The sequence below is a fragment of the Streptococcus sp. ACS2 genome, assembly GCF_000525585.1.
Lineage (GTDB): Bacteria > Bacillota > Bacilli > Lactobacillales > Streptococcaceae > Streptococcus.
On sequence record NZ_JALT01000021.1, the window covers coordinates 18,872 to 37,327 of the forward strand.

14 protein-coding genes are annotated in these 18,456 nt (G+C 38.9%); 1 reads left to right on the top strand and 13 read right to left on the bottom strand.

Annotated elements, in window-relative coordinates:
• Positions 1-61 precede the first annotated feature (61 nt).
• The 3 genes from purD to relB form a co-directional block, all read right to left on the bottom strand.
• On the bottom strand, positions 62-1,324 hold the full coding sequence (gene purD / locus HMPREF1517_RS03925) for a phosphoribosylamine--glycine ligase (protein ID WP_037599440.1): 1,263 nt from the start codon (positions 1,322-1,324) through the stop codon (positions 62-64).
• A gap of 574 nt (positions 1,325-1,898) precedes the next feature.
• Entirely contained in the window at positions 1,899-2,228 is a 330-nt protein-coding gene (locus HMPREF1517_RS03930) for a type II toxin-antitoxin system RelE/ParE family toxin (protein ID WP_002889576.1), read from the bottom strand.
• Positions 2,212-2,499: a type II toxin-antitoxin system RelB/ParD family antitoxin gene (gene relB, locus HMPREF1517_RS03935; protein WP_002889575.1), complete on the bottom strand. Its 288-nt coding sequence runs from the start codon at positions 2,497-2,499 to the stop codon at positions 2,212-2,214. Before relB ends, HMPREF1517_RS03930 begins: the two co-directional genes overlap by 17 nt.
• 108 nt (positions 2,500-2,607) lie before the next feature.
• Between relB and HMPREF1517_RS03940 the strand changes: the two genes are divergently transcribed.
• Entirely contained in the window at positions 2,608-3,447 is an 840-nt protein-coding gene (locus HMPREF1517_RS03940) for a CHAP domain-containing protein (protein ID WP_037599442.1), read from the top strand.
• 141 nt (positions 3,448-3,588) lie between these two features.
• Here the strand turns inward: HMPREF1517_RS03940 and tnpA are convergent, their stop codons facing one another.
• The 10 genes from tnpA to HMPREF1517_RS03990 form a co-directional block, all read right to left on the bottom strand.
• The gene (gene tnpA / locus HMPREF1517_RS03945) at positions 3,589-4,062 is read right to left on the bottom strand and encodes an IS200/IS605 family transposase (protein ID WP_037599444.1); all 474 of its coding nucleotides are present in this window, start codon (positions 4,060-4,062) and stop codon (positions 3,589-3,591) included.
• A 166-nt stretch (positions 4,063-4,228) separates the two neighbouring features.
• The gene (locus tag HMPREF1517_RS03950) at positions 4,229-4,846 is read right to left on the bottom strand and encodes an HNH endonuclease signature motif containing protein (RefSeq protein WP_037599446.1); all 618 of its coding nucleotides are present in this window, start codon (positions 4,844-4,846) and stop codon (positions 4,229-4,231) included.
• A gap of 5 nt (positions 4,847-4,851) precedes the next feature.
• Positions 4,852-5,493: a hypothetical protein gene (locus HMPREF1517_RS03955; RefSeq protein WP_037599448.1), complete on the bottom strand. Its 642-nt coding sequence runs from the start codon at positions 5,491-5,493 to the stop codon at positions 4,852-4,854.
• Between the two features lie 2 nt (positions 5,494-5,495).
• On the bottom strand, positions 5,496-8,138 hold the full coding sequence (locus tag HMPREF1517_RS03960; RefSeq protein WP_037599450.1) for an ATP-binding protein: 2,643 nt from the start codon (positions 8,136-8,138) through the stop codon (positions 5,496-5,498).
• Between the two features lie 21 nt (positions 8,139-8,159).
• Positions 8,160-9,542 (bottom strand): Eco57I restriction-modification methylase domain-containing protein, encoded by a 1,383-nt coding sequence (locus tag HMPREF1517_RS03965; protein WP_232219557.1) that lies wholly within the window; start codon positions 9,540-9,542, stop codon positions 8,160-8,162.
• A 187-nt stretch (positions 9,543-9,729) separates the two neighbouring features.
• Positions 9,730-11,277: a bifunctional phosphoribosylaminoimidazolecarboxamide formyltransferase/IMP cyclohydrolase gene (gene purH / locus HMPREF1517_RS03970; RefSeq protein ID WP_037599454.1), complete on the bottom strand. Its 1,548-nt coding sequence runs from the start codon at positions 11,275-11,277 to the stop codon at positions 9,730-9,732.
• A 74-nt stretch (positions 11,278-11,351) separates the two neighbouring features.
• Positions 11,352-11,906, bottom strand: a complete 555-nt coding sequence (gene purN, locus HMPREF1517_RS03975) for a phosphoribosylglycinamide formyltransferase (RefSeq protein ID WP_037599456.1) — start codon at positions 11,904-11,906, stop codon at positions 11,352-11,354.
• Positions 11,906-12,928, bottom strand: a complete 1,023-nt coding sequence (gene purM / locus HMPREF1517_RS03980; RefSeq protein ID WP_037599457.1) for a phosphoribosylformylglycinamidine cyclo-ligase — start codon at positions 12,926-12,928, stop codon at positions 11,906-11,908. The genes purN and purM overlap by 1 nt, the downstream gene beginning before the upstream one ends.
• 170 nt (positions 12,929-13,098) lie before the next feature.
• Positions 13,099-14,538: an amidophosphoribosyltransferase gene (purF, locus tag HMPREF1517_RS03985; protein WP_013989889.1), complete on the bottom strand. Its 1,440-nt coding sequence runs from the start codon at positions 14,536-14,538 to the stop codon at positions 13,099-13,101.
• Between the two features lie 154 nt (positions 14,539-14,692).
• The gene (locus HMPREF1517_RS03990) at positions 14,693-18,418 is read right to left on the bottom strand and encodes a phosphoribosylformylglycinamidine synthase (RefSeq protein ID WP_037599461.1); all 3,726 of its coding nucleotides are present in this window, start codon (positions 18,416-18,418) and stop codon (positions 14,693-14,695) included.
• Between the last annotated feature and the right edge of the window lie 38 nt (positions 18,419-18,456).

Consider the following 18,456-nt stretch of genomic DNA (forward strand, 5'->3'; position numbering starts at 1 on the left):
CGGCGACCATTATCTTAGTTTGGCTCGCTTTCGCTCGCCTTTTACGACCTACGGTCGCTGATTATTTATTAGCCTTGCTACCGATATCCGTACGGTAGAAGAGGCCTTCTGTGTTTTGTTTGTTGAGTTCGTTGTAAATAATGTTTTGGCCGTCTTTGACGGTGTCTGCTGTGGTAACCAGCATATAAACGCGTCCACCATTTGAGAGGAGGTCTTGCCCGTTTTCAGCGAATTTCGCACCGGCATAGTAAGTGATGATGTCGCCTTCTGTCTTGGCTGGAAGTTTGACACCCTTCTCATAAGCCAGTGGGTAGCCGTTTGAGGCTACAACCACACCTAGTGTCACACCCTTATCCGTCCAAGTAATAGCTGGCTCTTTGCCATCCAAAATGTCAGTGATATTTTGCGTAAAATCAGAAGTCAAACGAGGCAAGATGATTTGCGTTTCAGGATCGCCAAAACGTGAGTTGAACTCGATGACTTTAGGGCCGTCAGCTGTCAAGATAAGACCAGCGTAAAGGACACCAGTGTAAGGACGACCTTCTTTAATCATACCTTCAAGGACTGGCTTGACAATGGTGTCAACCGCTGTGTCAACCACTCTCTGTGACAAGTGAGGAACCGGCGCATAGGCACCCATCCCACCAGTGTTAGGGCCCTTGTCCCCATCATAAGCACGTTTGTGGTCCTGAGCCGTTGGCATAATGTAGAATTTATCTCCATTGACAAAGGCAAAGAGAGAAAACTCTTCCCCGTCAAGAAATTCCTCGATGACCACTCGCGCACCTGAATCACCGAATTTATTGTCCAAAAGCATCTCGTGAGCAGCTTCGACGGCTTGCTCAACCGTTTCAGCAACGACGACACCTTTACCTAGGGCCAATCCGTCTGCCTTGACGACGATTGGAGCGCCTTTTTCCTCGATGTAGGCCTTGGCTTCCTCGAAATCTGAAAATGTGCCATAGGCTGCTGTCGGAACGTCGTATTTGACCATGATTTCCTTAGCGAAATCCTTAGACCACTCCAGCTCAGCCGCAGCCTTGGTCGGACCAAAAGCCTTAAGACCAGCTGCATTGAAATCATCCACAATTCCAGCCGCAAGCGCATCATCTGGACCGATAAAGGTCCAAGCAATATCGTTCGCCTTTGCGAAGTCAATCAGCTTAGAATGTTCGGAAATTCCGATATTAATCAAATCAAGACCGTCCAATGTCATCCCGTCATTACCAGGAGCCACGAAAACTTGCTCAACGTCCTTAGACTCCAATAATTTCTTGGCAATCGCATGTTCACGACCACCAGAACCAACAACCAAAAGTTTCATTTGAAAGATACCTCAATATCAAATAAGACTAGGGGCAAATGCCCGTTAACGACAATCATTCGGAAAAATTAGCAATTTTCACGAATTATACATAACCATTATAACATATTTGTTCGGAGATATGGGTGTGTATCCAAATTTGAACATAAAAAAGGCGGCCACTTGGACCGCCTCTTGGGAGATTATGAAAATGAAAAAAGTTATTTAGGATTGATGATAGTATAGACTGAGCAGCTTAAGGGAGGCTTAAAGTATCTAAAAACAACTATTTTTTTGGATATTTCCGTAAACTCTTAATGGCGAAAGTGACTAACACCTATAAATATTATTATCAAACCATGTTTATTAGCAGCTTCGATTGACTCTTGGTCACGGACCGAGCCCCAGGCTGGATGATAATTATTCTCAGAAACAAGATATTCCTTAACTATAAATGTTGGTAACCTTTTTTATAAATGACTGCCACCAGCTCCCGCAAATAAATCTATGTATTGTATATTAGCTTTCATCATTTTTTGTTCTCTCTTTATTTAAAATTTGAAATAAAATACCTTAAACCTCGGAACTAATTTTTTTATAACAACTTGATATAGTCGCTTTTAGAACTAAAGATGTGGGAGACTACAATCTCTTTTCTACTTTCGTCTATAAAATAAAGTATGACATAGCGTTTAACGACAAGTGCTCGTGTCTCAAATGTGTCATTGATTCTTTTACCATAACGTTGATCTGCATTAAAACCAGCCTCAGGAAAAGTCTTCAAACTTTCCATTCCTTGCAAAAGCTTCGAAACTATCTTCTTGGCAGCAGTTTCATTAGAAAGTACATCACGAATGTAGTCATATATACTTCTCAAAGAAGAGCGAGCACGCTTAGTGAGTGAAAGACTATAGGTTGTATTCATCCTTAACCTCCTCAAGGGGTATTATATTACCCGCCTGATACTCAGCTACACTCTCTGCTACTTCAGCTTTAAGCTGCCTAAACAGTCTTTCTTTTAGCAATTCATCCTCCGTCATTACTGGTATTTGCTCGGTAGCAACAATCGTCTCCAAAAACAAATTAAACGATTTACTCATATCTAAATTATTTGCCTTTACAATTTTTCTTGCCCTTTCCAACAAAATCGGGTTAGTTTGGAAATTTACTTGAACACGCTTCTCTACAACAGTCATAATTAACTCCTTATATATTATTTTATATAATTATATATAGTTTTTTGAAAATAGACAAATTATCTTCATTTTCCAGAAAAACTACGAATAGGTAGGTGGAGGTTAAAAATGAAGAAAAAATTACTTAATTGTCTTTTACCGCTAGCTTGTCTAGCGACTGTTTCGGTTTCGTGTAGCTCCTCTGCTCAGGCGGCTGTCCTCGGAGATGACTACCCTTCCTCTTGGAAATATGGGGGCTTCGGAGTAGACCCTTGGACCATGTACTGGCGTCAGTGTACATCCTTTGCAGCCTATCGTCTCAGCAACACCAATGGTTTCAACCTACCTGTAGGCTATGGGAATGCCATTACATGGGGAAGCATCGCACGTGCCAATGGTTACCGTGTCGACATGAATCCTGCCGTAGGGAGCATCGCTTGGTTTTCAGCTGGTGTCAACGGGGCCGGTCACATGGGGCATGTAGCCTGGGTTGCTGACGTTCAAGGAGATCAGGTAACGATTGAGGAGTACAACTACGATGTGGGGCAAGGACCTGAGAAATACCACAAACGTAGCTTCCATAAAAGTCAAGTATCCGGCTATATTCACTTTAAAGACCTTGAATCAGGAACTCAGACTAGTAATACAACCAACTCTTCTATCAACATTGGTGATACTGTCCGATTTACAGGTACTTTCCGTGTAACATCTATAGTAGGAAATAACATCACCAGCCAAGATTTAGCAGGAGGCACACCAACCAAACACAATATCGTTGATCCTGGACCTGTTCTTGAAGTTGATGGACAAGGCAATCCAACTTCAGACCAGTACCTCAATCCTGGTGAGACCTTTACTATTCCAGGTAACTTCAAAGTGCTAGCCATTGACCCACCTAGCGATGGCATCCTCGTCCAAATCGGAAATCGCAAGACTTGGGTAACCCAGTCTGTCCTTGAAAAGGTTTAAATCTATTGAACAATCGTGAGAACGGTTGTTTTGTTATATTCTGGAGAGCCTCTGCTACTGGCCGAGGCCTAAAGGCCCACCGAATGGTTGCCCTTTAGCACCACCTTTGCTAGCTGACCCGACTAGCGGGTCTCTTTAAAACTACTTTCTTTTATTCTTCTCACCTGTAAACGGATCATACTCCTCAAAAAGACTGAGCTGATCTGCTATCACGTCTTCTTGTAATTGATTACGAATATATTCTTCAATTCGCTTCTGATTTCGCCCAACCGTATCAACATAAAAGCCTCGACACCAAAATTTGCAATTCCCATATTTATACTTTAAATTAGCGTGTCGATCAAATATCATTAAGCTACTTTTGCCCTTTAAATATCCCATAAATGAGGAAATACTTAACTTCGGAGGTATACTCACCAACATGTGAATATGATCTGGGCAAGCGTCTGCTTCATGAATTTCAACACCTTTTCTTTCGCATAATAATCGTAAGATTTTACCAATACTTGCTTTGTATTTCCCATAAATTATCTGACGTCGATATTTGGGTGCGAACACAATATGATACTTACAATTCCATGTAGTATGTGCTAAACTATTATTATCCTGTCTCATCAGGGGTCCTCCTTTTGTATATTAGTTAGCGGTCGGGAAACCTTATCTAATATAACACTTTAGGGGGACTTTTTTGATACATCGCTAAAAGCTTTTCGGAACCACTAGCACGGCTAGTGGTTTTCGTGAGACAAAAACCGCATCACGGGTATGGTGCGATAAAAAATCACTTATTGTAAACTTTTTGAAACAATTCCTTATACTTTATAGCTTCATTAGTTATGATTCTCTGAACTTCTAATAATTTGATTCGCCTTTCATCTTCAACTGGAATTTTAACAATTTTAGAATCGATTTCAGAACGTACTCTAAACAGTTCTTCTGAAATCCAAGCATAGTTATGAAATACTCGGTACAGTTTTAAATCAACAATCATATTTCGACCTTTTATATCTTGCGAATCAATGCCGCCTATAATATTTCTGTAAAATATATTATTATAATCAACATCTACAGGATTATAAAATCTATCATTAGAAAGTTCTTCAGGGATTCTGCTCCCATTATACAAGTCGCTCTTGGCTAAGTTACATTTCTTGCAAGAGTATATCAGATTACTATAATCAGTAATCAAATCATGCCTATTATATTCCTCACAAATTTTACTTGGCACAAAATGGTCTACTTCAAATGGAGTCGTAATTTGCTCGTCTGAAACATTACAATATGCACACTTGCTATCGAAATCTTTTTTTAAATATTTTTTATAGCTTTTATATCTTTTATACTTTTTCTGACAAGTCCGTATAATTTTATGACGTCGAAACTCTCCAATTTTATCCATGAATATTATAGTTCTCCTAGGTCTTTTATAAGTTTTACTGCACATTCTAACTGACTAATATCAAACAATTTATCTAGTTCAGTTGCGTTATCAGAAACTCTATATTTATTTAAGTTAAACTCCAATTCGGATAGATTTATAAGAACTGATGAATCGATTTCGCTATCTCTAATTTTCTGTTGCTCGTATACAATTTTTTGCTCTATTTCTTCTTTTTGTCTTTGAAAGTTTCTTATACTTATATCTATATTTTTCAAAGAATCTTTTGATTTTTGAGTATTTATATCAAAAAAAATACTTTTTCTATAAACCTTATCAGGGTCTATAATTTCACTTTTTTGAGAATCGTCAACGTATTGCGTAAGAATAACAACAGGAAAATTTTGAATGTGTTTTTTTACTGATTCATATATTTCATTTCCCTCAATCTTGAAACCCTCTGTAGAAATTAAATAGTCTACCACTAGTGCATCAATTCTAGTACTTGAGATATCATCTAAAATTTCATTAACTAATTCTTCTTTTTTCCCATATTCATCAATGATATAATCCTGAAAATCACAATTTTCTTTATAAAAACTATAAAAAGTCCTCTTTATATTCTCAAGTTCAGACTCCTTATCTTCAACAATTCCAATATTTATCACCACTATAACTCCTTTTGTTTACTAAATATTATCTTAATTTTGAAACCTTCAAAATCCGCGATTACTTCTGTCCTGCCACCATTTCTTTCCACTGCTTCATTTAAAATCCACAAACCTAATCCAGTTCCTTCATTTTCAGGCTTCGTAGTAATACCTGGTTTTAAAATGTAGTTAGGATTTGTTTTATATCTCTCAGATAATTCTTTACCATTATTTGAAAGTTCAAGAATTATTGAATTTTGTGTTTCAACAAGAGAAATATTTATTCGCCTTTCACCAAAGTCCTTCTCTTCCAAATAATAAGCTGAATTTAAAATAAAATTATTTAAAATTAAAAATAAATCTAATTGATTAAAATTGTCGAGGGTAATTTTTGATTCAGTAAAATCTTCATATATTGATATAAATTTAGAATCTAGTAATGGTTTCCACAATTGTATTATATGGCGTAATTCGTAATCAAAGCTAAAAATAGTATTTTCTCTTGACTCTTTCTCAAGAGGAGTAATAATCACTGATAACCATGCAGCCAATAACCTATCAGTTACAGAATAGTTTTTCAACAACTTATATGGGTTCAAAAAACTTTTACCACTATAATCACTCTCAGGTAATATTGATTCTATGCACATCTTTAAATGGTCATTACGAGTACCTAAATCAGTTGCTACTCCGTTTATCTCATGAGCAAAAGTTGAAGCCATTACACCGGATGAACTCAATGACATAAGTATATTCATTATTTCACTCTGTTCAAATTCACCAGTAATTCTGTCTAAGGCCTGCTCTATATCGCTATCTTTAAATTCAGTATTACACTCATCTTCTGAATTATTTTTACTATCAATAGAAGTATCAGTATCACTAGACCTATCATCAGGAATGGCCCCTTTTCCTTCTGATAAATTTCTTTTGATATCTTTCATAAATGCTTTTTTCTTTTCTGAACGAATTTTCTCATAGCGGCGATCAATCAGATTACCTAATATCTGCAATGGATATTGTCTATCTTCTTCAAATTTTTCAATAATAAATAATAATATTTCTCTCAGTAGAGAATATTCTCTGTTTTCTACTAGACTTTCTCGATTGGCACTATCTGTTAAATTTGGATTTCCTTCTCTAGAAATTAGTACTTCTCCAAAAATTTGATACGGCAAAACCCTCCAAGGAGCTTTATTAGTTGGTGCACCTGGATTCTTCTGCTGTCTCTCTGATAGACTCAACCAATCAAAATATCTGCCATCATCTCCATACGGGCGTACTTTAAAGTTATCCCTATATATTTTTATACCCGAAAAATTTTCAGACCACTTTTTTCTTTCAGTAGCATTGAACCTTTTCAAAATAGGTATAGAACTTGCTGCGCTCTTTAGAAAGAAGAGTTCTGTAGTAAAATTACCAATACTTTCAATATCTCTAATAGAGAAATTATTAGAATCTATGATATCTGAAATTTTAAACGAATATTCTATGCTACTATCAAAGCTAGACTTATTTGTTAATTCCTTTTGAAAAGCACTGTCGCTCCAAAATTCAGAATCTAGATCTATAGAAAAATTTTCACCTCCTTTAGTTACTTCAATGGTCTTCAATGACAAATCAAGCTCATTTCTATCAAAAAGCAAACTGAGCTCCCCATTCTTTACCTCAGCCTTTACTCTATAATCATATCTTTTTCTATCAAAACGGTCTTGGGAGGTTTTAAAATCCAGACTAGGGTCATAATTGTTCAATACATTTACTTCAAAACGATCTGTACTAGTCAGTGGATTAATACTTTTTAAATTTTTGTTTACTTTCCGAAAATCTCTATTAAACCAATTATCTCTAATCGGATTCAAATGAATTATAGTTCCAGAATTATTTTCAAAATCAATAAATCTATTATCATTCGACTTGATAAATGTTTCTGCAATCTGACCCATAGTCTTGTCATCAATAATATCTAATTCTGCTTTTACATCATCAATAAACTCAGAGTTTTCAAATAATTCCCAATTTAAACTCCATCTATATAAAGAATCATCTTTTTGACGAGTATAGACTTCAGTAGCAGTAGATAACTTATCAAGAGCAAACCTTCCAATCCCCTTTGCTCCTGTTTTCTGCCTACCTTTTTTACTTGTTGTATTCTTCTCTTTATCACTAGTCCCTATATTCATCCAAACTGTAGAAAGAATCTCTCCTGTCATTCCCGTTCCATCATCAATAATATAAATATGGTTATATTTAGAAAGAATTTCTTTAATAATTTCTAAGTTTGGTTTTTTATTTTTCTCATCGGAATCTGTTTCAGCCCCCTCTTCTAACTTCGGCTTTTTATTTTCCTCATCAGAATCTATTTCAGACTCCTTATCATGAAAAAAATTTATTTTTATAGTTGAATTCTCAATTTTTATACATTGTTCATTTTTTAAAAACTCAAAATCTCTGGAAGATAGAACATTGATATTTTCGCTTATATCTTGTCCCTCCTCAATAATAGGAAAAGGTATGTCATAGTTAATTAATACTGATTCCGCATCTGCATCATACGAATTTTTCACTAATTCTGTCAAGGCTCCGCTGACATCTGTTATATTTTCTCGCCCTATTAATCGCGCAGCTTTCGCACTGACACTAAAAGAGATTTCTTTACTCATATATTATAATCCTCCACACTACTACTTAATTGGATAATTTTTTATATCATTCACAGATATACGGATTGATTTCCCACTCGCATTTATAGCTCTTGTTTCAAGATAATCATAAAATTCTACTGACTCTAAAATTTCTTTAGCAAACTTTAAATTTCTATCTCCAGTTGGAATAATATAAAAACCAGAATAGGGAATTGTCTTTTCGTCTAACTCGTAAACTCGAACTTTTTCTGTTATCACCGATGAAATCATTAATTTCTTTTGATTTAAAAATTGAAGCCCCTGACTTCTTCCATATTCAAACCATTCTCCGTCTGATTTCCTCTTGTTTAAAGCATCTAAGTTATCTTTTAGATATGAATAAGCTTTCGGAAAGTTTTTTTCAAACTCTTCAGTAGAATATTTCTTTAGAATACCTTCATCATAAGTATATGGAAAAATTATTTTTTCAGTAATCCCTTTAGATAATTGTCTTGGACTAGCAGCTGGTCTGACTACTTCTTCCTCAACACTTAAGTCATTAGGTATAATAAATACTTTGTTTAATAAAGTTGCAACACTATTCGCCACCTTGAAAAAATCCCCAAACTTAATATTTGATTCATATTTTAGAGAATTAACTTCAAAATACCACTGAGTTTGTAATTCTTTTTTATCAATTTCAAACTTGTTATCATTATCAACATCATCATAAAAAATTTTATCAATTATCTCATTCTTATCAATAATAATAATTGCAGACGATGTCAAAACATTTCCAAAAATATGCGTATACTTATAATCAATAATATTCGTAATATTAGTGATTATCATATTTCTCAAGTTTTGAGCAAACACATTTTTAAAAATACTGTTTGGAATTAAGTAAGCCATTTTCCCCGAATTCCCTGATAAATCATTCATGCTCTTTTCAACAAAAGCATAATAATAGTCAAACTTTCCTTTTTTACACACAAAAAAGTTTTCCCTCAAGTACTGTCTTTGTTCTTTTAAAAGTTCTTGATAAGTAATATAGGGTGGATTACCTACAATATAATCCACTCGAACCTCTAAACTAGATTTGAGATAGTCCTCGTTTCGGATATCCCATTTTATATTTTTCAATCCATATTTCAATAACAGGTGATCCAACTTAGATATACAAGCATCAATAACAGATTTATCAATTTCATACCCAATAAAATATTGTTCTAAATCCTTCATCAGTTCTCTTTTAGTAATACCCGCACTTTGCGCTGACTTTATATATCTTTCTACAGCTTTTAATAGTATATTCCCTTCACCAACCGAATTTTCAAGAAAGTATTTTTTTAAAATTGCATCACCTTTATAGTCAATGTTATCTAACATTTGCTCAACATATTTAGAAGGAGTAAAAACTTGAAATTTTTTCATAATCTTCATTTCTATTTTTTTTCAATTATACCAAAAAAAAGGACTACCAGCATATTTCAGATCTGGAACGATTACCATTAATATAATCGAGACAAGCCTGGTCTTTCTCTTCTAGACATAAAAATACCTCTTAAGTAGATTTTAGGTATTTACCATGTCTACTTAAGAGGTATCATATCAAGACGGGTGGTTATAATTAATGTCTAAAATGTCTCACTCCTGTAAAGATCATTGTCAAACCATGTTTATCAGCCGCTTCGATTGACTCTTGGTCACGTACTGAGCCACCTGGTTGGATGATAGCCTTGATACCTGCTTTAGCGATTTCTTCCACGTTATCTGCAAATGGGAAGAAGGCATCTGAAGCAAGAACAGCGCCGTCAAGACGGTCTTTAGCTTGGTCAATGGCGATACGGACAGAAGCCACACGGTTAGTTTGACCAGGACCAACACCAAGTGTCATGTGGTCGTTAGTCACGATAATACCGTTTGATTTGACGTACTTGATGGCTTTCCAAGCAAACTCAAGAGCTGTTGCTTCTGTTTCAGTTGGTTGGCGTTTAGTAACCACTTGCCAGTCAGCTGGACTTTCTTTAACAACGTCTTGGTTTTGAACGAGAAGTCCACCGACAACACCAGTGTATTCTGCTTCCACTTCGCTAGCATCTTGAGCGTCAAATGGCAACTCAAGGATACGCAAGTTTTTCTTCTTGGTTGTCAAGATTTCAAGCGCTTCGTCTGTGTAGCTTGGTGCAATGATGATTTCAAGGAAGACACCGTGCATTTTCTTAGCCGTCGCAGCGTCAACTTCACGGTTGAGGACTACAATACCACCAAAGATTGACACTGGGTCAGCTTCATAAGCGTAGTCCCAAGCTGTTTCAATGTCATCAGCTTGACCGATACCACATGGGTTCATGTGTTTCAAAGCCACAACTGTTGGACGGTCTTTGAAATCACGGATGATACGGATAGCGGCATCAGCGTCACGGATATTGTTGAATGACAATTCTTTACCGTTAAGCTGTTTAGCTGAAGCAATTGAGTAAGCCGTTGGTAAACCTTTTTGGTAGAAGTCTGCGTCTTGTTGAGGGTTTTCACCGTAACGCATAGGTTGCTTGAGGTCATAAGTCAAAGTGAGTTTTTCAGGTTTTGTTTCACCCACTTGAGCTGTGAAGTATTCTGCAATCAAAGCGTCGTATGAAGCTGTGTGACGGTATACTTTCGCTGCCAAACGTTGGCGAGTTTCGTAGCTTGTTTCGCCGTTGGCTGCCAATTCGTCAAGCACAACCGCATAGTCAGCAGGGTCCACCACAACTGTTACGCTAGCGTGGTTTTTAGCTGCTGAACGAAGCATTGATGGACCACCGATATCGATGTTTTCAACTGCGTCAGCGTAAGTCACATCTGGTTTGAGAATGGTTTCCTTGAATGGATAAAGGTTTACCACAACAAGGTCAATAAGTTCGATATTATTGTCCTTAGCCGCTTGAAGGTGGCTATCGAGGTCACGACGAGCGAGGAGACCACCGTGGATATTTGGGTGAAGGGTCTTAACACGACCGTCCATCATTTCTGGGAAACCAGTCACATCATCAATGGCGATAGTGTCTACCCCAGCATTGTCAAGGGCCACCTTGGTACCACCTGTTGAGATGATGTCCCAACCTAGTTTTTTGAGTTCTTGGGCAAATTCAACGATGCCCGCTTTATCTGAGACTGAAATAAGTGCTCGTTTAGTCATTTTCTCTCTTTTCCTTTTTTAAAAAAGTTCTTTATCTGCTACAGTCGAAAATTATCTTTCGCTCTAGCGCTTTCTTATTTTCTCGCTACACCCAAACTATCCAAGACTTCTGGATAGAGTTTGTACTCTGCTTCGTGGATGCGAGTTTCGAAAGTATCAAGGGTATCACCTTCAAGGCGTGGCACACGGACTTGTTTGATGACCTTTCCGGTATCAACGCCAGAATCCACCCAGTGAATAGTTACACCAGACTGGTCAACACCTGCATTCCAAGCATCCTCAATACCGTGAGCCCCCGGAAATTCAGGGAGATAAGCCGGGTGAATATTGATAATACGGCCTTCGTAAGCTGCTAGCAAGGTTGGGCCGACGATTTTCATATAACCGGCCAAACAAACCAAATCAATCTGGTGATCATCCAAGAGTTTGACGATAGCCTCTTCATAAGCCGCTTTATTGTCAAATTCCTTGAGTTCAAAGGTATGGCTAGCCACACCAAGATTTTTGGCACGTTCTAAGACGTAGGCATCACGGTAATCTGAAAAAACAAATTCTACTGGAAATTGTTCCGCAATCACCTGGAAGTTTGAGCCGTTGCCAGAGGCAAATACAGCAATCCTTTTAGCCATTATTTAATCACCACACTTGCGCCATCTTTCTTCACAATACGACCGATTTCATAAACAGGTTCGTCAAGAAGTTCTTTGACACGTTCAACATTTTCTGGTTTAACCGCAAGCATGAGACCAATACCCATGTTGAAGATTTCAAACATTTCTTCATGTTTGATTTCACCATATTTTTCAAGGGCTTTGAAAATTGGAAGAACTGGCACTTTGCTTTCGTCAATTTCAGCAGCCAAGTCATCTGAGAACATACGTGGTACATTTTCGATGAAACCACCACCTGTGATGTGGGCAATACCGTTCACCAATTCTTCTTTGATGAGTGGCAAAGCCGCTTTGACGTAGATACGAGTTGGTTCAAGAAGAACGTCTTTGAGTTTTTTGCCTTCAAGTTCTGGGAGAATTTCTTCACCTGTGTAATCCGCAAAGACACGACGCACGAGTGAGTAACCATTTGAGTGGATACCGCTTGAGGCAAGTCCAAGAAGCACATCACCTTCAGCCACTTTTGAACCGTCAATGATTTGAGATTTTTCTGCGATACCTACCGCGAAACCTGCCAAATCATAGTCGTCTTCTCCATACATACCAGGCATTTCAGCAGTTTCACCACCAATGAGGGCAGCACCAGCTTGCACACAACCTTCAGCCACACCAGCAACGACCTGTTCCAATTTAGTTGGTTCATTTTTACCAGTTGCTACGTAGTCAAGGAAGTAAAGGGGCTCAGCACCTGCAGCGATGATATCGTTAACACACATAGCTACACAGTCTTGACCGATAGTATCGTGTTTATCGTACTTGATAGCAAGCATGAGTTTAGTACCGACACCATCTGTACCTGAAATCAAAACGGGCTCTTTGACACCTGTTTTTGAAAGGTCAAACATACCACCGAAGCCACCGAGAGCTCCCATGACACCTGCACGCTCTGTACGGGCAACGTGTTTTTTGATACGTTCAACAACTTCATAACCTGCTTCAACATCCACACCCGATTGGGCATACGCATTTTTATTTGTCATTTGTTTATTCCTTTTCTTTTTTCGAGAAAAATACTAGTCAGATCTCCAGCTTTGGCTCCATAGGTCAAAGCGTCTACTGACAAATGCTTTAGCTTTTAGTCAGTAGTTAGACGTGGAGCGTAAGCATTTTTAGACATAATTTTTTACTCTTTTTTCCTTCTAGACTACTCTTAATAGAAAGAAGTGTGTTCTTTCAAACTTTCCAAATAGCGTTCTTCGTAATCGTACAATGGTGTTGGATATTTACCATCAAAGTAAGCCACACAAAGGCCACCGTTCGGTGCATCTGTGTCAATTCCAATAGAATCAATCAAGCCATCAATAGACAAGTAAGTCAAGCTATCCGCACCAATGATTTCGCGTGTTTCCTCAACTGTATGATTGGCCGCAATCAATTCCTTACGTGTTTGAATATCGATACCGTAGAAACATGGATAGGCAAGGGCTGGACTACCGATTGCTACGTGGACCTCTGTTGCTCCTGCTTCTTTTAGCAAATTAACGATACGACGTGAGGTCGTCCCACGTACAATAGAATCGTCAATCATAACCACACGTTTGCCTTTAACAACACCTGATACGGCAGAGAGCTTCATACGAACCCCTTGCTCACGTAATTCTTGTGTTGGTTGGATAAAGGTACGTTGAGTGTATTGGTTTTTAATCAAGCCCATTTCATTTGGTAAGCCTGATTCTTCTGCAAATCCCATGGCTGCGCTAAGTGATGAATTAGGCACACCAACTACAATATCTGCTTCATGTTTGAATTCACGTGCCAATTGAGCACCCATACGTTTACGAGCTGTATGGACATTGACCCCTTGGATATTTGAATCAGGACGGGCAAAGTAAATATACTCCATTGAGCAAACAGCCAATTGGGTGTCCGTTGTATAGTTATCGTAAGTAATGCCATTATCATCGATGATAACAACCTCACCTGGATTCACATCGCGAATCCACTCTGCTCCAACCACTTCAAAGGCACAGGTTTCAGATGAAACCACAATAGCTCCATTGGCCATCTTACCAATAGAAAGGGGACGGAAACCATTTGGATCCAAGGCTGCAATGAGCTTGTCCTCAAGCATGAGGAGGTAAGCAAATCCACCTTTAACAGTGTTCAAGGCTTCTTTCACCTTACCCATGAAGGATGGGTTATGGCTACGACGAATCAAGTGGGCCAAAATTTCTGAGTCAGAAGTCGAGTTAAAGATTGCACCATTTTTTTCCAACTCACGTCTAAGTGACTCTGCATTAGTCAAGTTCCCGTTGTGGGCAAGTCCAAACTGATTGTCATGAAAGCGAAAGAGGAAGGGCTGGATGTTATCCACCGAAGCTTCACCAGCAGTCGCATAACGAACATGACCGATAGCAGCCGTTCCAGTTAGCTTGTCCAAGTTGGCTGGATCACGAAAAACTTCTGAGAGAAGCCCCATATCACGATGACGCTTCAATTGACCCGCATCATTTGAGAGAATTCCTGCTCCCTCTTGACCACGGTGTTGGAGACTGTGAAGTCCGAAATAAGTTAATTTGGCAGCATCTGGGTGACCCCAGATACCAAAAACACCACATTCTTCATTAAGAGATTTAACTTCGTATGTCATTTTTTATACCTTTTATTTTTGATATTTTCCTTATGCAAGGCGAACGAAAAACTGTTTCTACCCTCTCATTTCACTAATTGGAACTCAAGTTTTCAAGCTCTTTATAACCACTGCATATCGAAAAATATCATTACTGAGTACACTTGGCACTCTATTATTTTCCAGTAAAGTATTTAACCGCTGACGCAAAGAGGTGTTGGTCTTTATTTCCTGGAATATTTTGGAAAAGACCGTCTTCGAAACGTTCTGAGTGACCCATCTTACCAATAATTTGACCGTTCTTACTTGTGATACCTTCGATAGCATTCACAGATCCGTTAGGATTGTATTTTGAATCCATGCTTGGTTTACCTTCGAAGTCAACATATTGGGTAAAGATTTGACCATTGTCACGAAGCTCTGCAAATTCCTCAGCTGTCACGACAAACTTACCTTCACCGTGTGATACTGGGATGGCATGGATGTCACCAACTTCTACTCCGGCAAGCCATGGTGAGTTCGTGTTGGCAATACGTGTTTCAACCATCTTAGCCACGTGTTGGTTGGCATCATTGTAGAAGAGGGTTGGACTAGTACTGCTTGCATCTTCAAAGTTACCATATGGAAGAAGACCTGATTTGACAAGAGCCTGGAATCCGTTACAGATACCGATAATCAAACCACCACGTTCGATGAAGCTATCGATGGCTGCACGTACTTTTTCATTGAGCAAGATGTTAACGATAAATTTAGCTGATCCATCTGGTTCATCGGCTGCTGAGAAGCCACCTGCAAAGAAGATAATGTTAGCTTTTTCGATATTGTCAACCATGGTGTCAACAGACTTGACAATAGCCTCTTCGTTAAGTGTTACAAATGGTACTAAGTTGACTTTTGCACCTTCTTTTTCAAAGGCCTTAGCTGAATCGTACTCAGAGTTAGTACCTGGGAACACTGGGATGTAAACCACTGGTGTATCAACTGTTTCTTTAGCTTTGATAACAGCATCTGATGCCACAGTAGGTACTTCTTCCAACTCAGTTGCTTGTGCAAATTCCGTTGGGTAAACCTCTTCCAATTTACCTTGGAAGGCACTGTCAAGTTTGTGTCCATCAAGCGTTACACCATTGACAGTAAGTGTAAAGTCAGCTGCTGTTTGTCCAATCTTGGCAACCCCTGCAATATCTTCCGGAGATGTGAAGACGAATCCACCCAATTGAGCTGTCAAGGCAGTCTCAAGATTTTCAAGGGTTACAGTGGCACTAATATGGTTACCAAATGTTGCAAGGGCAAGAGCTTCAACAACACCACCATATTTGACAGCTGATGCTGCTGTCACTTTGTGATCAGCTTGGATGGCTTCAAACTTAGCAAAGTTAGACTTGATGAGATCGAAGTCAATTTCTTGTGCCAAAGCTTGACCTGGGATGTAATAGATATTTTCACCAGCAGCTTTAAATTCTGGAGAAAGGACCTTACGGCTATCTGCAGTTGTGACACCAAAAGCAACCAAGGTTGGTGGTACTGTCAATTCTTCAAAGGTACCAGACATAGAGTCTTTACCACCGATAGATGGCAACCCAAGTTGAATCTGAGCTTCAATTGATCCAAGAAGAGCTGATACTGGTTGACCAAAACGCTCTGCTTGTTTATCCATACGCTCGAAGTATTCTTGATAAGAGAAACGAGCCTTAGACCAGTTTGCACCAGCAGCAACCAAGCGAGCGGTTGCTTCGATGACCGCATAAGCCGCACCATGATATGGAGACCATTCTGCTACATAAGGGTTGAACCCTTGCGCCATAACAGAAGCAGTTGTTGTCACACCATGTTGGACTGGCAATTTCTGTACAGAAGCTTCAGTTGGTGTAATTTGGTAGCGACCACCAAGTGGGTGATTGACTGTTGAACGACCAACTGAGCTATCAAAGATAGTTTGCAACCCTTTTTGACTGGCATGGTTAAGATCAGCCAAGACTTCAAGAGTATCAGCTTCAAGGGTTTCGGCAGATGTTTGGCGTTCTTCTGGAAGCTTGACATCCTTGTCAACTACCTTAGCATCCACAACTACACGCACACCGTTTGTATCAAGGAAACGACGTTCCAAATCAACGATGGTTTCGCCATTCCAGTGCATAACAAGATTTGGTTTTTCAGTCACTGTCGCAACGACAACAGCATCAATATTTTCTTTATTACATTCAGCAACGAAGGCGTCTACATCATCTGGACGAACCACTACAGCCATACGTTCCTGAGACTCAGAAATGGCAATTTCTGTACCGTTCAAGCCTTGATATTTCAATGGCACTTTGTCTAGATCAATTTCAAGACCATCTGCCAATTCACCGATAGCCACACAGACACCACCAGCACCAAAGTCATTTGATTTCTTGATAAGACGTGTCACTTCCCCATTACGGAAAAGACGTTGAATCTTACGTTCTTCGATGGCATTCCCTTTTTGAACCTCAGCACCAGCTGTTTCAACAGATTCAACCGTTTGAACTTTAGATGAACCTGTCGCACCACCGACACCATCACGTCCAGTCTTACCACCGAGCAAGATAATCACATCACCTGCTTCAGGTTTTTCACGGACAACATTTTCCTTAGGAGCCGCACCGACCACGGCACCTAGCTCCATACGCTTAGCAACGAAACCTGGGTGGAAATATTCACGAACATAGGTTGTTGCAAGACCAATTTGGTTACCGTATGAAGAATAACCGTGAGCTGCTGTTTTAGAAATCACTTGTTGTGGTAATTTACCAGCACGAGTTTCAGCAATTGGTGTTGTAATATCACCAGCACCTGAGATACGCATGGCTTGGTAAACATATGAACGACCTGACAATGGGTCACGAATGGCTCCACCAATACAAGTAGCTGCACCACCAAATGGTTCAATTTCAGTTGGGTGGTTGTGAGTTTCGTTCTTGAACATGAGAAGCCATGGTTCTTTCACACCATTGACATCCACTTCAATTTCAACTGAGCAGGCATTGATTTCATCAGACACTTCCATGTCATCCAAACGACCATTAGCACGCTCATAACGGCCAAAAATAGTCGCCATATCCATCAAGGTTTGAGGTTTTTCTGTACGTCCCAACTCATCACGCATGGTGATATATTTGTCATAAGTCGCTTGCAATTGTTTTTGGAATTTAGAAGCTGAGAAGTCGATATTCTTCAACTCCGTCTCAAAAGTTGTGTGACGGCAGTGGTCAGACCAATAAGTATCCAAAACTTTCAACTCAGTCTCAGTAGGCACACGTCCAATAGACTTGAAGTAATCTTGAATGAAGAGAAGGTCATCCACTTCCATTGCCAATCCTTGCTCTGCCTTATACTTAGCAAAATCTTCTGCCGTATAAGTTTCAAAGAAATCCAAACTTGGAATGGTCTTGTCAGACTCAGAGAAATCCTGTTTAGCAATGCCAACAGTGATGTCTTTGAAACGAGAATCCACTGGGTTCAAGAGGTAGTTTTTGACAGCTTCCAACTCATTCGCATCAATATCCTTGTTAACCAAGTAAAGTTGCGCTGTGTTCACCGTTACATCATTTGAACTACCAAGCAAAAGCAAAGCTTCCTGTGAAGATGCCGCACGTTGGTCAAATTGACCAGGCAAACTTTCGATAGCAAAGAAAGCATACTTCTCAAGATCAGCCTTAACCGCAGCTTCATCCAAAACAGTATCGGTCACTTGCTCAGAGAAGATGTGTTTTTCCGCACACGCAAACAAGTCCTCTGCCAAATTAAAGACATCGTAAACTTGAACAATACGAAGATCATTCAAAGTTTTCAACTGAAGATTATGCTTTAATTCTTTTACTAAAGAGTGAGATTTCACACGAAAATCAGCTTTTTTCTCAACGAAAATACGTTTATCCATTTTATTTCCTTTATCTATTTCTACTTAAAGATTGTAGT

Coding starts and splice junctions, on each gene's coding strand:
- purD (WP_037599440.1), bottom strand. CDS start 1,324: ATGAAACTTTTGGTTGTTGGTTCTGGTGGTCGTGAACATGCGATTGCC.
- HMPREF1517_RS03930 (WP_002889576.1), bottom strand. CDS start 2,228: ATGAATACAACCTATAGTCTTTCACTCACTAAGCGTGCTCGCTCTTCT.
- relB (WP_002889575.1), bottom strand. CDS start 2,499: ATGACTGTTGTAGAGAAGCGTGTTCAAGTAAATTTCCAAACTAACCCG.
- HMPREF1517_RS03940 (WP_037599442.1), top strand. CDS start 2,608: ATGAAGAAAAAATTACTTAATTGTCTTTTACCGCTAGCTTGTCTAGCG.
- tnpA (WP_037599444.1), bottom strand. CDS start 4,062: ATGAGACAGGATAATAATAGTTTAGCACATACTACATGGAATTGTAAG.
- HMPREF1517_RS03950 (WP_037599446.1), bottom strand. CDS start 4,846: ATGGATAAAATTGGAGAGTTTCGACGTCATAAAATTATACGGACTTGT.
- HMPREF1517_RS03960 (WP_037599450.1), bottom strand. CDS start 8,138: ATGAGTAAAGAAATCTCTTTTAGTGTCAGTGCGAAAGCTGCGCGATTA.
- HMPREF1517_RS03965 (WP_232219557.1), bottom strand. CDS start 9,542: ATGAAGATTATGAAAAAATTTCAAGTTTTTACTCCTTCTAAATATGTT.
- purH (WP_037599454.1), bottom strand. CDS start 11,277: ATGACTAAACGAGCACTTATTTCAGTCTCAGATAAAGCGGGCATCGTT.
- purN (WP_037599456.1), bottom strand. CDS start 11,906: ATGGCTAAAAGGATTGCTGTATTTGCCTCTGGCAACGGCTCAAACTTC.
- purM (WP_037599457.1), bottom strand. CDS start 12,928: ATGACAAATAAAAATGCGTATGCCCAATCGGGTGTGGATGTTGAAGCA.
- purF (WP_013989889.1), bottom strand. CDS start 14,538: ATGACATACGAAGTTAAATCTCTTAATGAAGAATGTGGTGTTTTTGGT.
- HMPREF1517_RS03990 (WP_037599461.1), bottom strand. CDS start 18,418: ATGGATAAACGTATTTTCGTTGAGAAAAAAGCTGATTTTCGTGTGAAA.